Genomic DNA, 16,844 nt, shown 5'->3' on the forward strand with positions numbered 1-16,844 from the left:
GAAGGGTGCGTAATAACGGAAACACGTAGGGCGGATTAGACGGACCGCCGTAATCCGCCAAGCTCCGCCAACACCTCCACCGCGCAGCGCCAATCCCGGAGACGAAAAAAAACCGGACCCAAGGTCCGGTTTTTAAAGTCAGAAAACAGCAAAAAATCACATCGCCCGACGATTCCGCTTGCTGGCCTTGATAACTTTCTTCTTGGTTTTTGCCGCAGCCTTCAATACTTTTGGTTTCTCAATCGGGCCCGAAATAAAGCGACGGATATTGAACGCATCCATCAACCGTGCCGAATTTGCTTTCGCATTCAACAACACCAAAGTGTTGTCCTTGCCACCAGATTTGAAGCGCATGATCAGGCAACGACCCGCCTCTTCGGTGTACCCGGTTTTCGACAAACCGACATCCCAACCCTTGGCGCCGACCAGGCGGTTAGTGTTGTGATACTCCACCTGGCGACCCTTAATCTTGATGATGTCCTTGGTGTCGGTAGTGATGCGGGCGATCTCCGGATAGGCCGAAGCGGCCTTTGCCATTTTGACCAGATCGGTCGCGGTCGAGCGGTTATGCGGCGACAAACCGGTCGGCTCCTCGATCACGGTCTGGGTCAAACCCAGCGCGCGAATCTTGGCGTTGACCGCCGCCTTGAACGCGGCAGGACCACCCGGATAGGTACGTGCCAGCGACGCGGCGGCGCGGTTGTCTGACGACATCAGCGCCAACTGCAACACATCGCCACGGGCGATTTCGGCGCCAACCGGAACGCGCGAAGTGCTGTGCTTCAACATATCCACGTCGGACTGGTCGATGCTGATAGGCTGCGTCATGTCCGGTTTGGAGTCGAGCACCACCATCGCGGTCATCAGCTTGGTCAGCGAGGCGATCGGGACTTGAACGTTGGAATTCTTTTCGAGCAGGACCTTGCCGGTAGCGTCTTCGACGACCAGCACGGACTGTGAGCCGAGCGGCACTGCGAGCGCTGCCGCAGTGAACGTACTCAGCAATACAGCGACAATTTTCTTGAGCATGTTAGGTATTCTTGGGAGTGAGGAGTGAAACGGGCGCCTGAAGAAGGCGCGACGCAAAACTAAGACTAGCTATGCGGCAATACGAAGGATAGACGATAACATTAAAGTGGTTTCTCGTCTATTGTATGTAACCTACGGATTCTATTATTTTGTATCAGCCAGAAATAAAGCCCCGAGGCGGGGGAGCGCTCGGGGCTTTATCGGTTTCAGGCTGCGGCGGCGGCCCGTGTTGCGGGGTGTCGCTGATGTTTGACGGCTCAGCTACTGATCTTGGCGATCGAGACCTCGGTGGATTTGACCAGGGCGATCACTTCGCTGCCCACTTTCAGGTCCAAATCGTGGATGGAACGCGATGTGATCACCGAGGTGACGATACCGTGCTGGGTTTCCACATCGACTTCCGAGACGACGGGCCCGAAGATGATTTCCTTGATCTTGCCGCGGAACTGGTTACGTACGTTAATTTCAGAAATGGCCATCGTGCATCCTTTGTCTGGTTAGTTACTACATGTCCAGATTACGGGCATTCACGGTCTTTGCAAACGAATCGATCCGTATAACCTTATTTGTTCTGGTAGATCTTGTCGAATTCGCCGCCGTCGTCAAAGTGCTTCTTCTGGGCCGCTTTCCAGCCGCCGAATACGTCATCGACCGTGAACATGTTGATTTGACGGAAGTTGGCGCTGTACTTTTTGAAGGCTTTTTCCGAACGCGGACGGAAGTAGTGCTTGGCGATGATGTCCTGTGCCGCCTCGGTGTAAAGGAAATTCAGGTAGCCGGTGGCCTGCTTGCGCAAGCCGCGACGATCGACCACCTTGTCGACCACAGCCACCGGCGATTCGGCCAGGATGGAGATCGACGGATAGACCACTTCGAAGTTGTCGCCGAACTCGGCGCGCACCATGTTCACTTCGTTTTCGAAGGTCACCAGCACGTCGCCGATGTCGCGCTGGGTAAAAGTGGTGGTGGCGCCGCGTCCGCCAGCGTCCAGCACCGGTACGTTCTTGAAGATTTTGGTGACGAGGTCGCGCGCTTGCGCCTCGGTACCGCCTTTTTTCACCACAGAGCCCCAGGCCGCCAGATAGGTGTAGCGGCCGTTGCCTGCGGTCTTCGGATTCGGGATGACAACCTTGACGCCCGGCTTGGCTAGGTCGGCCCAATCCTTGATCTGCTTCGGATTGCCCTTGCGGACGAGGTATACCATGGTCGAGTAGAACGGCGCGGCGTTGTTGGGGAACTTCTTGGCCCAGTCCTGCACCACCAAGCCGCGATCTGCCAGCATATCGATGTCATTGGCTTGGTTCATGCTCACAACGGCCGCTTCCATGCCGTCGGCGACCGAGCGGGCCTGCTTGGACGAGCCGCCGTGCGATTGGTTGACGTTGACGGTTTCCCCGGTGGTCTTCTTCCACTCGGCAACGAATACGGGGTTGATATCCTTGAACAATTCGCGCGCGACGTCGTACGAGGCGTTCAGCAGCACAGGTTCGGCGGCGCTCGCTTGAAGCGGCAGGCCCATGAAAAGCGCCGAGGCGGCCAGGAATGAGGTGACAACGAGACGGCGAGCAGGATTTTTGTTGGTCATAATAAGCTTTCGTAATAACAGACGCCCATGGTGTAAAATTTCGCCCGGAAAAGATACGAATTTTTCGTAATATGCTTAGACCGTATGGATCGCGCGAAGTTTTCGTTAAAAACCGTATAACGATTTTTGAAAACATTCGTGGGCAAAAGCAGGGCCAGCCACTAGGCTGTCATAGGGAAAACCGGCGCCGCGACACTGAATCCTGGTGCGTCCGCAACGGCTTTGGCAGCTTGGTGTATAGTCGAATCAGGCACTGAGAAGGCGTTAGAACGCTTCATTTTGCTATCGGGAATATTTGTGAGCGTACATGAGTCTTGAAATTCGGAGTCTTGAAGTTCGTATTGCTGTTTCGACAGATGCGGACGCGGCGTGCAACGTTTTGCGCCGTTCTATCACGGAGTGCTGTGAGCTCGACCATAAGAACGATCCAGCGATCCTGGATGCGTGGTTGGGCAACAAAACTTCGCAGATGGTGGCCAACTGGTTCAGTTCGCCCACCAATTTTTCGCTGGTCGCGGTCAGCGAAGGTGTCGTGATCGGCGTTGCTTTGCTGACCGGCGCCGGCAAGTTGGCGTTGTGCTATCTGTTGCCGGAGGCGCGCGGGCAGGGCGTCGGCAAGGCGCTGCTGGCGCGGGTCGAGGAACAGGCTTGCACTTGGGGTGTCAAAGCCTTGCAGTTGCATAGCACGGCTACCGGACAGGAGTTTTTCGCGCGGCGCGGGTATGTGGATGCGGGCAAGGTCCGCTCGCCGTATGGCGTGGAGACGATCTTCTTCTGGAAGCAGCTCGACGAGGCCGGCGCGCCGGATGCGGCCAAGCGCAAGCGGTTTTGTAATTGTAATTCGGCGTAGTCGCCCAGGCTTGCTTTGGTGGCGGCTCGTCGATGGCCGATTACGCCTTCGGCTAATCCGCCCTACGTGTCTCCAGATTATGCTACTGGCAGTAGGCCACGAAGGACGCCCATCCTTGGAGACACGTAGTCGATGGCGGATTACGCCTTCGGCTAATCCGCCCTACGTGTCTCCAGATTATGCTGCTGGCAGTAGGCCACGAAGGACGCCCATCCTTGGAGACACGTAGGGCGGATTAGCGAAGCGTAATCCGCCATGCCTGCGCCGCCGGCGGCTCCTCAGCAGCACACGGCCAGCTGCCATTCCTCGCGCCTCGCGGGCGTCGCTCCCACTTCCTCACCACCGACGAACAGTTTGAGCTCGCCCGGCGCCAGCCTGGTCCACGCTTCGTTCGACGTCAGCGGCTGCGTGGCGATGACGGCGATGCGGTCGTCCAGATGGTTATGCTTGCTGAAATCGATGCTGAGATCGCAATCGATCAGCTTCGCCACCGAAAACGGATACTCCCTCACCACGAAATGCAGGTCGGTGCTGCAATGGGCGAACAGCAGCTCGCCGTTCGACAAAACGAAGTTGAAGGTGCCGTAGTCGGCGATCTCCCCGGCCAGCGTTTCCAGTGTCCGGTACAGCAGGTGGCGCGGCGGCGCTTGCTCGAACCGCAGCGCCAGGCCCGACAGCAGGTGGCAGAAAGCCCGCTCGCTGTCGGTGTCGCCCCAGGGTGCGTACAGGCTGGGGTTTGGATTGAACAGCTTCAGATCGCCGTTATGGGCGAACGACCAGGTCTGGCCCCACAGTTCGCGCGTGAACGGATGGCTGTTTTCCAGCGAGATGCGGCCTTGCGTGGCCTTGCGGATATGCGCCACGACGTTTTTCGCCTTGATCGGGTTTTGCTTGAATTGCGCCGCCAACGGCGAGTCGATCGATGGCAGGAAGTCCGTGTAGAGGCGGCAGCCGGTGCTGGTGTGCAGCGCGATGCCCCAACCGTCCTTGTGCTCGCCCGTGCGGCCGCCCCGTTCGGCAAAGCCCGCGAACGAAAAGTCCACGGCGGCAGGCTTGCTGCTGTTCATAGCGAGTAGTTGGCACATGGGTCTGGGGGTGTGGTTGACGATGCCCCACAATAGCCGCGCCCCCGGGCGAGCGGAAGGAATGTTTTGGCATATCCATAGGCGAAAGCATTCGTTCTGCTTTTTCCCGCGCCCGCATACGCTGTCGACATTGCCTGTATCCGTCGAGGAACCCATGTCATTTCCCGTTCTGCAAAAATACCTGGCGCGTTTATCCGACGCGACCGGCGCCGCCACCAGCATCTGGCTCGATCACGAGGGCAAGGCGCAGGGACGGTTTTTCAATTGCACCATGAGCAGCGCCTTTCAGCCGGTCCGTCAGCTCGAGAACGGCGCCATCCACGCCTACGAGGGGCTGGCGCGCAGCGTGTCGGCGCAGGACATGGGATTGTCGCTGTGGAAGCTGCTCGACCACGCGGCCAGCGACGACGAGTCGATCGAGCTCGACCGTTTGTGCCGCATGCTGCATTCGATAAATTTCTTCCGCCAGGCCGACACGGCGCCCAACGCCGACGCCGATCTGTACCTGAACGTGCACGACCGCTTGCTCAGCGCCGTCAGCAGCAACCACGGCCACGCGTTCCGGCGCATCCTCGATGCGCTGGAGCTGCCGCTGTCGCGCATCGTGCTGCAACTGCCGGCGGCCACGCCGCAGCAGGGCTGGCTGTTGAACTACGTGTCGGACAACTACCGGCGCAACGGTTTCCGTTTCGCCGTCAATGTGGCCGGCGCCCAGGACGGGCTGCAGGTGCTGGACCGTCTGCGTCCCGACGTGTTCAAGCTCGACGCGCGCGAGCTGCACGACACCGAGAACCTGCTCACCTTGCTACGGCGCTCGGCCGAGGCCAATGTGTCGGTGCTGTTCAAACGCGTGGAAACGCCGCAGACGCTGACGGTGCTGCGACAGTTGGGCGACGCCGCCGGCGTGCCGCTGCTGGCGCAAGGCTATCTGCTCGATGAGCCGCGCGCGGCCTTGCTCCAACCGGAGCCGGTGGCCGCGGCCGCGTAACAGCGGCGCCGGCTTTCGATACGTTTATCCTGTGTCGTCTTGGGCCATGACTCATATTTAATACCGATGCCGCCCGGCCGCCGATAGCGAGTTTGCATTTGCGGTTTCCCGCATGGCTGCTTAAATATAGAGCTCGGACTATAAATAAAGGAGTCATCATGAAACGGATGAACGTGGTCAAGGTGGTGATTGGGGCGGCGGTATTGACGGTGGCGTCGTCGGTGCAGGCACAGCCGCAAATCGAGCCATCGCAGCCTGCACCGCAGTCGGTCCCGGTCCCATACAAGGCAACGCAAGCCGACGACCGGTTGCGCATCGAGCTGCCGGAGCGCTATCGCAAGATGTGGCCGCAGGACTACGACGACTACCGGGGCGGCTATGTGCTGTCCAACGGCCAGACCTTGTCGATCGCGCCCAGGGGGCTGCATATGTATGCCCGCATCGATAACGGCCAGTGGCACAAGCTCGTCGCGGCCGCGCCGAACGCCTTCGTGGCGCTGGACCGGCAGTTGAAGATGGAAATCAACCTGCTGGACGACGAAAAGGTCAGCGGCTGGGTGACCATGGTCGTGCCACAGCAGACCTTGGCGAATGGCGTGGTCTTGCCGGAAAGGGCGGTGCGGCTGGCGGTGCGCTAGCCCGTAGAGCTTACGCGGCGGTGCTGCCGTGTTTTTCATTTCCCCCTGCTTACGCTATAGTATCCCTATCGAGTTTTACGGAATAGCTATGGCATCGCGCAGAGAGTTTTTACAGCAGGGCTTGGGGTTGACGGCGGCAGGGGTTTTATCCGTACCGTTGATAGGGTGTGCATCGGACAGCGCCGCGCGCAAAGCCAGTACCAGCGCGGCCGCCAAGCCGCCTGCGGCGCGCGTGGCGGCCCCTGCCGTCATCACGCAGGCGCGGCCGGCGGCCAGCATGCCGTCGGCGTCGTCGCAGTCGGCGCCGTCCGGCCTGGGGTCGGGGTCGGGGGAGATCGAGCCGCCGCCCGACATCTTCGACGCCCAGTTGCTGGACATGGAATTCTGGCTCAAGCCGCGCACCATCGAGGTGTTCCGTCCCGCCAGCAACGAGCGCGCCAAGCTGCTGTACTGGCGCGACGGCGAGATCATCGAGTCCGCCTACCAGGACTTGTGCCACCTGCTGCGCGACGTCAACGGCAAGGAAACCGCCCGCATCGATCCCAAATTGTTCGAAACGCTATGGGGCACCCAGGCGTTCGTGCAGCGCTACGGCATCGACACGCCGCTGGAGATACTGTCGGGCTACCGCACGTCGGCCTCGAACAACAAGCTGCGCGAGGCCGGCGTGCCCGCCGCGCGCCAGTCGCTGCACATCGAAGGCCGTGCCGCCGACATCCGCATCGCCAACCTGAATGCCGAAGTGCTCGGCGGCCTCGTCAAGAGCTTCCGCCAGGGCGGCGTCGGCTTCTATTACCGCGCCGGTCCGCGCGGCGGCTGGATCCACGCCGATACCGGTCTCAAGCGCACCTGGAAGGGCTGACCCTGGCCGCCATCGGCGGCGTCTACTCGTAATCTATTCGTAGTAATAGGAGTGGTAGGCGGTGGGCTTCAGGTTGGCCTGCCGCTCGCGGTCGATCGCGCGCGGGTCGACCGGCCGCTCCCACCAGATACGCCAGCCGAGTTCCTGGTCGCGCTTGACTTCGGGATGCTCGTCCATGAACTGGTTGAGAAACTGGCCGAAGTCAGAGACATATTCCCTGCGGCGGGGGGCGAATAAAGATTTGAATTTCATCGTCTATTCCTCCTATCGAGTAAACTGGCGGCTTGGCCAGACTATGGGATGAGTATGCAAGATAAGAACGAGCCGCCGCGTTTCAAGCCGGTGCCGTGGCAGGGGCTGGAGAGCCCGGCCGATGTCGAACTGTGGATCGAGGAGCATAACCTCAGCCTGCAGCAACATATTGGCAAGAATGAAACCGGTTACGGCGTCTGCTTCACCTTGGCCGAGGGCGGCGAGATCTACATGCAGACCACGCAGGACGGCGCGCTGATATTGGATGTTACGCCGGAAGCGCAATGGGTGGCGCCACTGATCATGGCGGCGGCGCGCACCGACGAGGCGCCGCCGGGCTCGCTGTGGGTGCTGCCCGACGATAAGCTGGTACAGTTGATGATCGGGCTGAGCGGGCTGATCGCCACCTCGATGCTGGTCGTGGGCCATAACTTCGGCCTGCGCCGCCGTATGGGCGCCTGGTAGCGCCCGCCACTATGAGGAATTCCATGCAGACACAGTTCAGTTTTGTTTCCGCCATCAAACCCGCACGCCGTCCTGCGCTGCGGGTCCTGGCCGTGACCCTGTTGGCGGCGGCATGGCTGCCCGCGGCGGCGTCGGCGGCGGACTTGCTGGCCACCGTCAAGGCGCGCGGCACGCTGAAGGTGGCGCTGGAGGGCACGTATCCGCCGTTCAACTACAAGGACCAGAAGACGGGCCAGCTGGCCGGCTACGACGTCGATGTCGCGCGCCTGCTGGCGGCGAAGCTGGGCGTGAAGGTGGAGTTCGTCAGCAGCGAATGGGCCAGCATCCTGGCCGGGCTGTCGGCCAATAAGTACGACGTCATCATTTCGCAGGTCGGCATCAATCCCAAGCGCGAGCAGGCGTTCGATTTTTCCACTCCGTATATCTACTCGATGCCGCAGCTGATCGTGCGCAAGGACGAGAAGGCCGTCTACACGTCGCTGGCCGACCTGAAGGGCAAGAAACTGGGCGTGGGGCAGGGCAGCGTCTACGAGCAGCAAGCCAAGGCGGTGCCCGGCATCGATGTGCGCAGCTACGCGGCCGCGCCCGACACCATGTCGGACCTGGCCAGCGGCCGGCTCGACGCCGCGCTCAACGACAGCCTGATGTCGGCCTATCTGCTGAAAATCTCCAAGTTGCCGATCAAGGCCGGCGCCCGGGTCGGCGCGGTCGAGCGCATGGGGATTCCTTTCCACAAGGGTAATCCCGAATTCAAGGCCGCGCTCAACAAGGCGCTGGCCGACGTGGCCGCCGACGGCAGCCTGAAGGCGATTTCGATCAAATGGTTCGGCACTGACGTCAGCAAGGCGCCCTGAGCATGGATTGGCAGGGCGTGCTGGAGCTGCGGGCGCTGCTGACGGAGGCGGCGCCGGTCATGCTGCGCGGCGCCGGCTACACGGTGATCTTCGCGCTGGCCTCGATGCTGGGCGGGCTGCTGATCGGCTTTCCGGTGGCGGTGCTGCGCATCCTGCCGTACCGGCTGCTGCGCTGGCCGGCCACCGTGTATGTCAGCCTGTTCCGGGGCACGCCGCTGCTGGTGCAAATGTTCGTCATCTATTACGGCCTGCCCAGCGTCGGCATCGAGTTCACGCCGGTGACGGCCGGCATCCTGGCGCTGAGCCTGAACGCGGGCGCCTTCCTGTCCGAAAGCCTGCGCGGCGCCATCGGCGCGGTCAGCCAGGGGCAGTGGTCGGCCAGCTACAGCCTCGGGCTCGGTTACTGGAGCACCCTGCGCCACGTGGTGTTGCCGCAGGCGCTGAGGATCGCCGTGCCGGCGATGAGCAACACCCTGATCAGCCTGATCAAGGACACCTCGCTGGTGTCGGTCATCACCATGACCGAGCTGATGCTCTCTACCAAGGAGGTGATCGCCACGACGTTCCGGCCGTTGCCGCTGTACCTGGCCGCCGCGCTGATCTACTGGGCGCTCAGCCTGCTGTTTGAGGCGCTGCAACGACGCGCCGAACAACGTTTGAACCGTGCACATCGCTAACTCCCCGTGTTTTCTCGACATCGCCACGCGTAAATGCTAGTCTAGTTCCGTACTCCGGGGTCAGGTCCTCCATTGATGCACGAGCCCGTGTAGCAATGGAGGGCCTGACCCCGGAGTTGGGGTTACGCAAAGGGAGGGTATGGAGAAGCGAACGTCCAGTACCGAGGCGCCGGCGCGCAGGCAGCCGATTTCCGAGGAGCGTCTCGGCGGGCTGGCCGGGCTGGCTGTCGTCGCCGAGGCCGCCTCTCTGGCGCCCTACGAGGCGATGATGGCCACCATCGGCGAGTCCACCGTTCCCGCCGCCGACTTCGCCGAGACCGGCAAGGCCGTCGCCGAGACATCCTATTTCAACGATATCTATCTGCTGGCGCCGGTCGGCTATTTCGTGCTCGGCTTCGATACCGCCATCCTGCAGATGAACGTGGTCGGCGCCGATTTGCTCGGCTTGTCGCGAAGCAATCCCGAGCAGACCTCCTTCCGCCAGTTCGTCGCCCCGCGCTTTCACGAGGATTTCGACCGCTTCGTGCGGCACGCCCTCAACAGCGTGGAGCCCGAGCAGTGCGACCTGCAGATGGTGCGCGCGCGCAACCAGCAGGGCTTCCCGGTCACCTTGCGCGCCAGCGCCGACGCCAGCGGCCAGGCGCTGCGGGTGGTGGTCGAGCTGGCCGAGGGCAAGACCGCCGCGCTCGAACGCAGCGAGGAGCGCTTCCGCCGCATCGTCCATTGCGCCGAGGAGGGCATCTGGGAAATCGACGCCAGCGCCCGCACCAGTTTCGTCAACCCGAAGATGGCGCAAATGCTCGGCTATTCGATCGAGGAGATGCTCGACCAGCCGCTGGTGGCCTTCATGGACGACGAGGGCCGCGCCATCCTCGAGCGCAACATCGCGCGGCGCCAGCGCGGCGTGGCCGAGCGCCACGAGTTCAAGTTCCTGCGCAAGGACCGCGCCGAGCTGTGGGTGACCCTGGCGACCAACCCGATCTTCGACGGCGACGGCGGCTACCTGGGCGCGCTGGCGCTGGTGAGCGACATCACGGCCACCCGCGCCTCGACCGAACTGATCTGGCAGCAGGCCAACTTCGATAGCTTGACCGCCTTGCCCAACCGGCATATGTTCCAGGACCGGCTGGAGCAGGAGGTCAAGAAGGCGCGCCGCGAGGGCGTGTTGCTGGGGCTGCTGTTCATCGACCTCGACGGTTTCAAGCAGGTCAACGACACCCTGGGCCACGACCAGGGCGACGTGTTGCTGGTCGAGGCCGCGCGCCGCATCGGCGCCTGCGTGCGCACCTCCGACACGGTGGCGCGGCTGGGCGGCGACGAGTTCACCGTGATTCTCACCGGACTGGAGCAGATTAGCGCCATCGAGCGCATCACCCAGACCATCCTGGCGCGGCTGAACCGGCCCTTCACCCTGGGCGTGGCCCATCCGTCGGTGTCGGCCAGCATCGGCATCTCGGTGTTCCCGGCCGACGCCAACTCGCCCGAGGCCTTGCTGCGCAACGCCGACCAGGCGATGTACGCGGCCAAGCAGGGCGGGCGCAACCGCTATAGTTATTTCACGCCGGAACTGCAAAAGGCGGCGCAGGCGCGCCAGCAGGTCACCGTCGATTTGCGCTCGGCGCTGTCGGGCCAGCAGTTCGAGCTGCATTACCAGCCCATCGTTAACCTGCGCAGCGGCCAGATCGAGCGGGCCGAGGCGCTGCTGCGCTGGCGCCATCCGCAGCGCGGCCTGCTGGCGCCGGCCGAGTTCCTGCCGTTCGCCGAATCGGGCGGGCTGATGATGGAAATCGGCGACTGGGTGTTCCGCCAAGCAGCCAGGCAGGCGCGGCTATGGCAGGACGAGCTCGGCTCGGGCTTCCAGGTGGGCATCAACCAGTCGACGGCGCAGTTCCGCGGCGACACGGCGCTGTATGTGGGCTGGCTCAACTACGCGGCCGAGCTGGGCCTGTCGCCGCGCAGCCTGATCATCGAGATCACCGAGGGCGTGCTGCTCGACGGCGCCGCCCAGGTCGGCGACCGCCTGCGCGAGCTGCGCGAGATGGGCTTGCAGGTGGCGCTGGACAACTTCGGCACCGGTTACTCGTCGCTGGCCCATCTGAAGCATTTCGGTATCGACCTGCTCAAGCTCGACCACAGTTTCATCCAGCACCTGGCCAACGACAGCGGCGACCTGGCCATGTGCGAGGCGCTGATCCTGATGGCCCACAAACTGGGGCTGAGGGTGGTGGCGGAGGGCGTCGAGACGGTGGCGCAGAGCAATCTGCTGGAGCTGGCCGGCTGCGATTTCGCGCAGGGCTATGTTTATGCGCAGCCGATGCCGGCCGAGGCGTTCAGCACGCTGGCGCGGCAGGGACTGCCGAGGCTGAATTGATTTCGTAGGGCGGATTAGGCGGAACGCCGTAATCGGCCAAGCTCCGTCGGCGACTCATGCATGGCGGATTACGCTGCGCTAATCCGCCCTACGTGTTTTAGAGGGGATCTGGGGGCGCTGGACTAGCGCAGGCTCAGCAGCGAAACCACGCGTTCGCGGCTGATGCCCGCCAGCGCCGACGTGATCGACAGCAGCGACTGGTAGCCGGGCTGTTTGGCGGTCGTGACGAAATTCTGCGCGACCTGCTCCATGCCGTCGGTGGTGTCGGCCGGCACCGCGTTCTTGACCCGCGCGGCGGCCTGGTTGAGCGCCGTTTGCACCGAGGCGATCGAGCGTTCCACCTGCGACAGCGCCTGCAACACTTGCTGCAAGGTGGTGCGGATCGATTCGACGTCGGCCGTCTGCCAGTTGTCCGGATCGACCACCGGCGCCTGCGCCTCGGCCTTGACGCGGTTGAGCTGCCCGGTGGGGAAGCGCTGGCCGCCGCCCTGCACGGCGATGGTGTCGCGGAGATTGCCCCACTGCGATTCGGCGACGCTGAATTCCAGCTGGCCGTCCTCGCCCAGCGTGGTGCGCACGCCGCTTGGCGCCAGCGCGGTGTCGAAGCGCTGGGTGATCTGCTGGTCGGTCAGGCCAGGCTCAAGCACGACCGAACTGAGGTTTTGCCCGCCCAGCGAAATGGCCAGCACCTCGCGCCCGCCGGGACGCAGGTTGGTCAGGTTCATGCCGCGCACGTTGAAGCGCGTGTTGGTGGCCTGGTTGCTGAAATTGAGCTGGGAATCCAGGGTGCCGCCGGACGCCTGCGAGCGGTTGCGCCAGCTGTTGCTGAACTGGCGCACGCGCGCCTCCAGGGTGCCGTCGGCGCGCTGGCGGTTGGCCAGGCGGGCGCTCAGGTCGGCCTTCAGGTTGCGCAGCTGGGCCGCGCTCTGTTCGAGGAAGTCGAGGGCTTGCTGGGCGCCGGAAATGTCGCCCTGCAGCGGCTGGTCCATATGGGTCAGGCCGCGGCGCAACGGCGCCGCCGAGGTCGGCGTCGGGTTGACCGGGGTGGCCGTGGCCGCGTTCTCGCCATTCAGCCCGAGCGCGGTGCCGTCCACCGCGCTGGCATTGCCGGCGCCGCCGGGGACAATGACGGTGGGGGTGGGTTGGGGCGAGATTTGCATACGCTAGGGTAATAACGGTTACAGGACGTTGAACAACGACAGGTCGCTCACCTTGGCATAGGCTTTGTACGACGCTTCCAGCGACAAATTATACCCGGACAGCTCGGTGGCGGCCTCGGCGTAATCGAGTTGACCCAGATCCAGGATGGCGGCCTTGTTCGAGAGGCTGACGTTGGCGTGGTTGTCGTCGAGCGTCTTCATCACGTTCTGGGCGCCGCCCAGTTGGGCGATCTTGCCGGCAATCAGCTCAAGCGTGGCAGTGGCGCCGTCCATATTGTCCTTCAGCGTCGCTTGCAAGGTGGGGCTGCCGATGACGAGGGCGGGATCGGAGAGGGCGGCGATGGTGGCGTCTATCTTCGTCAGCAAGCTCTCCAGACCGCCGACGTCGACATTGACGGTCTGCGTGATGCCGTTGCCGATGACGGTTTTTTGCTGGTCCGCGTTGCCCATGTAGGTGTAGGTATCGGGCGGACCGGCGGTGACCTGGATGGGCTGGGTGCTGGTCAGCGTGCCCGAAAAGATGTAGCGGCCTTCCTGGTCCTTCTGGTTGGCGGTGTAGAGCAGGCTGTCGCGCAGCGCCGTCATGGTGCTGACCATCGACCGGAGGTCGGCCGGCGTGTTGCTGCCGTCGGCCGCCCACACCAGCTGGTCGCTGACCGACGTGATGTCGCGCGTCATGCTGCTCAGGTATTCTTCGTTGCTGGTCAGGCGGATCTTGGTGGCCGCGATGTTTTCGCGGTACTGGCCGACGATGGCTTCTTCGCGCGTCAGGCGCGAGATGCGCACCGCGCCGATCGGGTCGTCCGACGGCACCTGGATGCGGCTGCCCGATGCCAGTTGCTCGGTAAGCTTGGAGACCCAGCTTTGGTTTTCCTGCAGGCCACGGTTCATGGTGGCCTGGAATTGACTGGAGGCGATACGCATGACGTTCCCTTAATTAAACATTTGCAAGGTAGCGTCGAACAGGCTGTTCGCCACGGAAATAACCTTCATATTGGCCTGGTACATGTTCTGGTACTCGATCAGGTTGATCGCCTCCTCGTCGCGGTTGACCGCGCTGGTCGACTTCCAGTCGTCCTCGGACTGCTGGCGGATGGTGGTGGCGGTCTTGAGCAGCGACTGGTTCTGTTGGCTGTCGACGGCCAGCTTGCCCACCACCTGGGTGTCGGCGTCGTTGAGCAGCACGCTGCCCAGGCTGGTCAACACGATCGGCTGGCTTTTGATATCGATCAGTACCTGCAAATTGCCGCTGTTGCCGGGGGTGCCGTCGCTGGAGAAGGCCAGGTCGGCCGCCTTGAAGGCCGGATCGATGCCCAGCAGGCCGGTGGCGCTGGTCGGATTGAACACGAACAGGTCCGCGCCGTTCACGCCGGGCGCGGTAAAGCCGGCGTTGAGCTGGTCGTTGACCATGGTCGACATCTGCTCGGCGATCTCGGAGATCGACACTTGCAGCGGCTTGAGCGTGTTTTCCAGGAAATCGCCCAGGCCGCCCAGCTGGCCGCCGACCTTGGTCTCGTCGAGCTTGAACGTGGTCCCCGCGAACGCGAGGTTCAGGGTTTGCGTGCCGGCCACCGTGTCGAAGCTGAGCTTGGCCGCCATGTCGGTCACCACCAGCGGCTGGCCGGTTTTAAGCGAGACGCTGATGCTGCCGTCAGGATTGTTGAGCACTTCCACCGCCACCTGCGCCGAGACGGCGTCGATCAGCAGTTCGCGCTGGTCGATCAGGCCCGAGGTGCTGGTGCCGGCGGCGCCGACCTGGATGATTTGCTTGTTCAACGCGGCGATGCTGGCCAGCGATTCGTTGAGCGAAGGCAGCATGGTGGTGCGCTGCTGGTTGACCGACACCATCTGGGTCGCCGTCAAATTGTAAATACTGTTGATCTGCTGCGACATCGAGTCGGCCATTGTGATGACCTGCTGGCGCAGCGGGGTCGAGGTCGGATCGACGGCGGCGGCGTTGAGCGCCTTGAAAAAGTTGTCGACGCCGTAGCTGATGCTCGAGGTCTTGTCGGCCATCACCTTTTCCAGCTGCGTCAGGTAGGGCTGCACTTGCGAGCGTTGGCCCAGGTCGGAATTGGCGCGCCACATCTGCTGCGACTTGTAGGAATCGCTAAAGCGCAGCAACGCGCCGACCTGCACGCCGTTGCCGGGGCTGTTGAGACCCGGATCGGAGGCGATCGACTGCAACAGCACGCCCTGGCGGGTGTAGCCCTTGGTCTGGAGGTTGGCGACGTTCTGGCTGACGGTGTTGATGGCGGCTTGGGCGGCCAGGGCGCCGGACAGTGCGTTGTAAGAGATGCTCATGGTGCGGGTCTTTCCTGGTGAAGGCCGAAGGAGCGGTCGCTGGCAGCGCCAAAGCTGGCACGAGCGCTCCGTTATCAGTACAAGGCGACAGCTAAGCGGACAGGATTAAGCGATGCACGCATAAAATTTCCATCCGGGAAGTTTTTCCCGGCTCAGGCCGCTGGTGCGGCGCCTTCCAACGGAGGCGGGGAGGCCGTGGCGGCCGCCGTTTTCGGCGGCGCCGCCACTGGTGCCGCAGCCGGCAACAGCTGGCGCAGGATGACGTCGGCCACGCCGAAGGCGCGGCGGCCGGCCATCTGGTCGGCGACCAGGTTGTCGGCCATGTCCAGCATGTCCTGGTTGACCTTGTTTTTGAAGACGCTGTCCTCGGAGGACAGCTCGCGCGTGCCCGAGCGCATCTGGTGCAGCATGTGGCTGATAAAGAAACTTTCGAACTTGACGGCGGCCTCGGTCACCTTGGCGCGGTAGGCAGGGTCCACCGTGTCGCCCGGCTGGGCTGCCACCGGCGTCACGTGCACGTCGCTGAGCTTGTCGGCGACGCCAAGCCGCAGCTTGCTGGGATCGAAGGGGGCTTGGATGCTCATGGGAATTCCTGTTAGATGACGACCAGTTCGCCTTCGATGGCGCCGGCGTGGTCCAGCGCCTGCAGGATCGCCATGATGTCGTCGGGCGAGGCGCCCAGGCTGTTGATGACGTCGATGATGCCTTGCAGCTTGGCGCCGGCCGGCCAGTTGAACATCTGGCCCGAGCCCTGGTCCACGCTGACCTGCGATTGCGGCGTGGCCACGGTGTTGCCGGCGGCCAGGGCGTTCGGTTGGCTGACCTTGGTGCTCTCGGAAATCACCACCTTGAGCGAGCCATGGGTGACGGCGGCCGCGCGCACGCGCAGGCCCTCGGCGATGACCACGGTGCCGGTGCGCGAATTGAACACCACTTTCGGGGAATCGTCGCCAACGTCGATCGACAGCGCCTCGAGCTTGGCCATGAAGGCGATGCGCTGGGTCGGGTTGGCCGGGGCCACCACGTCGACGCTGGTGGCGTCGCTGGCGGTGGCGATGTCGCCGAAGCGCTTGTTGATCGAATCGACAATATTAATCGCGGTCTGGAAGTGCGGATGGCGCAGCGACAGGCGCACGCTCGGCTTGGTGGCGAAATCGCTGGCGATCTCGCGCTCGATGGCCGCGCCGCTGGGGATGCGGCCGGAGGTCGGGGTGTTGACGGTCACCGACGAGCCGCTCTTGCCCTGGGCGCTGAAGCCGCCGACGACCACGTTGCCCTGGGCCAGCGCATAGACTTCGTTGTCGGCCGCGCGCAGCGGGGTCAGCAGCAGGGCGCCGCCGCGCAGGCTCTTGGCGTCGCCCATCGAGGAGACCACCACGTCGATATTCTGGCCCTTGCGGTAGCCGGGCGGGAACACCGCCGACACCATCACGGTGGCGACGTTTTTCGACTTGGCGTCGGTGCCGTCGGGCACCTTGACGCCGAACTGCTTGAGCATGTTGATGACGGACTGGCTGGCGAACTTGACCTGGGTCGAGTCGCCGCTGCCGTTCAGGCCCACCACCAGGCCGTAGCCGACCAGCGGATTGTCACGCATGCCTTCGACGGCGACCAGGTTGCGCAGCACTTGCGCGGCTTGGGCCGGCAGCGTCGCGGTCAACGTCAGGCACAGCGCCAAAGGCAGGGCGAGAATGCGGTGCAGCTTGCGGAAGTTCATGATGTTC

The 16,844-nt window shown here is 63.2% G+C and carries 18 protein-coding genes; 8 read left to right on the forward strand and 10 right to left on the reverse strand.

The features are described 5' to 3' along the window. Window positions 1-156: 156 nt before the first annotated feature. From NHH88_14430 to NHH88_14440, 3 genes are all read right to left on the reverse strand, one after another. The gene (locus NHH88_14430; GenBank protein ID USX16913.1) at window positions 157-1,029 is read right to left on the reverse strand and encodes a serine hydrolase; all 873 of its coding nucleotides are present in this window, start codon (window positions 1,027-1,029) and stop codon (window positions 157-159) included. A gap of 257 nt (window positions 1,030-1,286) precedes the next feature. After that, window positions 1,287-1,508 (reverse strand): TOBE domain-containing protein, encoded by a 222-nt coding sequence (locus NHH88_14435; GenBank protein USX16914.1) that lies wholly within the window; start codon window positions 1,506-1,508, stop codon window positions 1,287-1,289. An 83-nt stretch (window positions 1,509-1,591) separates the two neighbouring features. Continuing rightward, window positions 1,592-2,614 (reverse strand): sulfate ABC transporter substrate-binding protein, encoded by a 1,023-nt coding sequence (locus tag NHH88_14440; protein USX16915.1) that lies wholly within the window; start codon window positions 2,612-2,614, stop codon window positions 1,592-1,594. 307 nt (window positions 2,615-2,921) lie between these two features. On the opposite strand from NHH88_14440, the gene NHH88_14445 reads away from it, so the two are divergent. Further along, entirely contained in the window at window positions 2,922-3,464 is a 543-nt protein-coding gene (locus NHH88_14445; protein USX16916.1) for a GNAT family N-acetyltransferase, read from the forward strand. A gap of 278 nt (window positions 3,465-3,742) precedes the next feature. On the opposite strand, the gene NHH88_14450 is transcribed toward NHH88_14445, so the two are convergent. Beyond that, complete coding sequence (locus NHH88_14450; GenBank protein USX16917.1) at window positions 3,743-4,531, reverse strand: class II glutamine amidotransferase; 789 nt, start codon at window positions 4,529-4,531, stop codon at window positions 3,743-3,745. Window positions 4,532-4,703: 172 nt separating this feature from the next. On the opposite strand from NHH88_14450, the gene NHH88_14455 reads away from it, so the two are divergent. From NHH88_14455 to NHH88_14465, 3 genes are all read left to right on the forward strand, one after another. Then, on the forward strand, window positions 4,704-5,537 hold the full coding sequence (locus tag NHH88_14455; protein USX16918.1) for an EAL domain-containing protein: 834 nt from the start codon (window positions 4,704-4,706) through the stop codon (window positions 5,535-5,537). 158 nt (window positions 5,538-5,695) lie between these two features. Continuing rightward, window positions 5,696-6,175 (forward strand): hypothetical protein, encoded by a 480-nt coding sequence (locus NHH88_14460; GenBank protein USX16919.1) that lies wholly within the window; start codon window positions 5,696-5,698, stop codon window positions 6,173-6,175. 88 nt (window positions 6,176-6,263) lie between these two features. Next, on the forward strand, window positions 6,264-7,037 hold the full coding sequence (locus NHH88_14465) for a DUF882 domain-containing protein (protein USX16920.1): 774 nt from the start codon (window positions 6,264-6,266) through the stop codon (window positions 7,035-7,037). A 33-nt stretch (window positions 7,038-7,070) separates the two neighbouring features. Here NHH88_14465 and NHH88_14470 read toward each other — a convergent pair whose 3' ends face one another. Beyond that, complete coding sequence (locus NHH88_14470; protein ID USX16921.1) at window positions 7,071-7,289, reverse strand: DUF3460 family protein; 219 nt, start codon at window positions 7,287-7,289, stop codon at window positions 7,071-7,073. A gap of 54 nt (window positions 7,290-7,343) precedes the next feature. Here NHH88_14470 and NHH88_14475 point away from each other — a divergent pair, with 54 nt between their 5' ends. From NHH88_14475 to NHH88_14490, 4 genes are all read left to right on the forward strand, one after another. Further along, complete coding sequence (locus tag NHH88_14475) at window positions 7,344-7,754, forward strand: hypothetical protein (GenBank protein USX16922.1); 411 nt, start codon at window positions 7,344-7,346, stop codon at window positions 7,752-7,754. Window positions 7,755-7,777: 23 nt separating this feature from the next. Further along, on the forward strand, window positions 7,778-8,608 hold the full coding sequence (locus NHH88_14480) for a transporter substrate-binding domain-containing protein (GenBank protein USX16923.1): 831 nt from the start codon (window positions 7,778-7,780) through the stop codon (window positions 8,606-8,608). Between the two features lie 2 nt (window positions 8,609-8,610). Further along, window positions 8,611-9,285, forward strand: coding sequence for an amino acid ABC transporter permease (locus tag NHH88_14485; protein USX16924.1), 675 nt, complete (start codon window positions 8,611-8,613; stop codon window positions 9,283-9,285). 139 nt (window positions 9,286-9,424) lie between these two features. Continuing rightward, a complete protein-coding gene (locus NHH88_14490) occupies window positions 9,425-11,656 on the forward strand; it encodes an EAL domain-containing protein (protein ID USX16925.1) in 2,232 nt (743 codons plus the stop codon). Between the two features lie 122 nt (window positions 11,657-11,778). Here the strand turns inward: NHH88_14490 and NHH88_14495 are convergent, their stop codons facing one another. The 5 genes from NHH88_14495 to NHH88_14515 all read right to left on the reverse strand — a co-directional run bounded on the left by NHH88_14495 (window position 11,779) and on the right by NHH88_14515 (window position 16,837). Next, window positions 11,779-12,816, reverse strand: a complete 1,038-nt coding sequence (locus tag NHH88_14495) for a hypothetical protein (GenBank protein USX16926.1) — start codon at window positions 12,814-12,816, stop codon at window positions 11,779-11,781. 18 nt (window positions 12,817-12,834) lie between these two features. After that, entirely contained in the window at window positions 12,835-13,740 is a 906-nt protein-coding gene (gene flgL / locus NHH88_14500; protein ID USX16927.1) for a flagellar hook-associated protein FlgL, read from the reverse strand. A 9-nt stretch (window positions 13,741-13,749) separates the two neighbouring features. Next, window positions 13,750-15,120 carry a flagellar hook-associated protein FlgK gene (gene flgK / locus NHH88_14505; GenBank protein ID USX16928.1) on the reverse strand — a complete coding sequence of 457 codons (1,371 nt, stop codon included), beginning with the start codon at window positions 15,118-15,120 and terminating at the stop codon, window positions 13,750-13,752. Between the two features lie 152 nt (window positions 15,121-15,272). Further along, window positions 15,273-15,704, reverse strand: coding sequence for a rod-binding protein (locus NHH88_14510; protein ID USX16929.1), 432 nt, complete (start codon window positions 15,702-15,704; stop codon window positions 15,273-15,275). An 11-nt stretch (window positions 15,705-15,715) separates the two neighbouring features. Further along, window positions 15,716-16,837 carry a flagellar basal body P-ring protein FlgI gene (locus NHH88_14515; GenBank protein USX16930.1) on the reverse strand — a complete coding sequence of 374 codons (1,122 nt, stop codon included), beginning with the start codon at window positions 16,835-16,837 and terminating at the stop codon, window positions 15,716-15,718. Window positions 16,838-16,844: the final 7 nt, after the last annotated feature.

Source organism: Oxalobacteraceae bacterium OTU3CAMAD1, assembly GCA_024123915.1.
GTDB lineage: Bacteria > Pseudomonadota > Gammaproteobacteria > Burkholderiales > Burkholderiaceae_D > Rugamonas.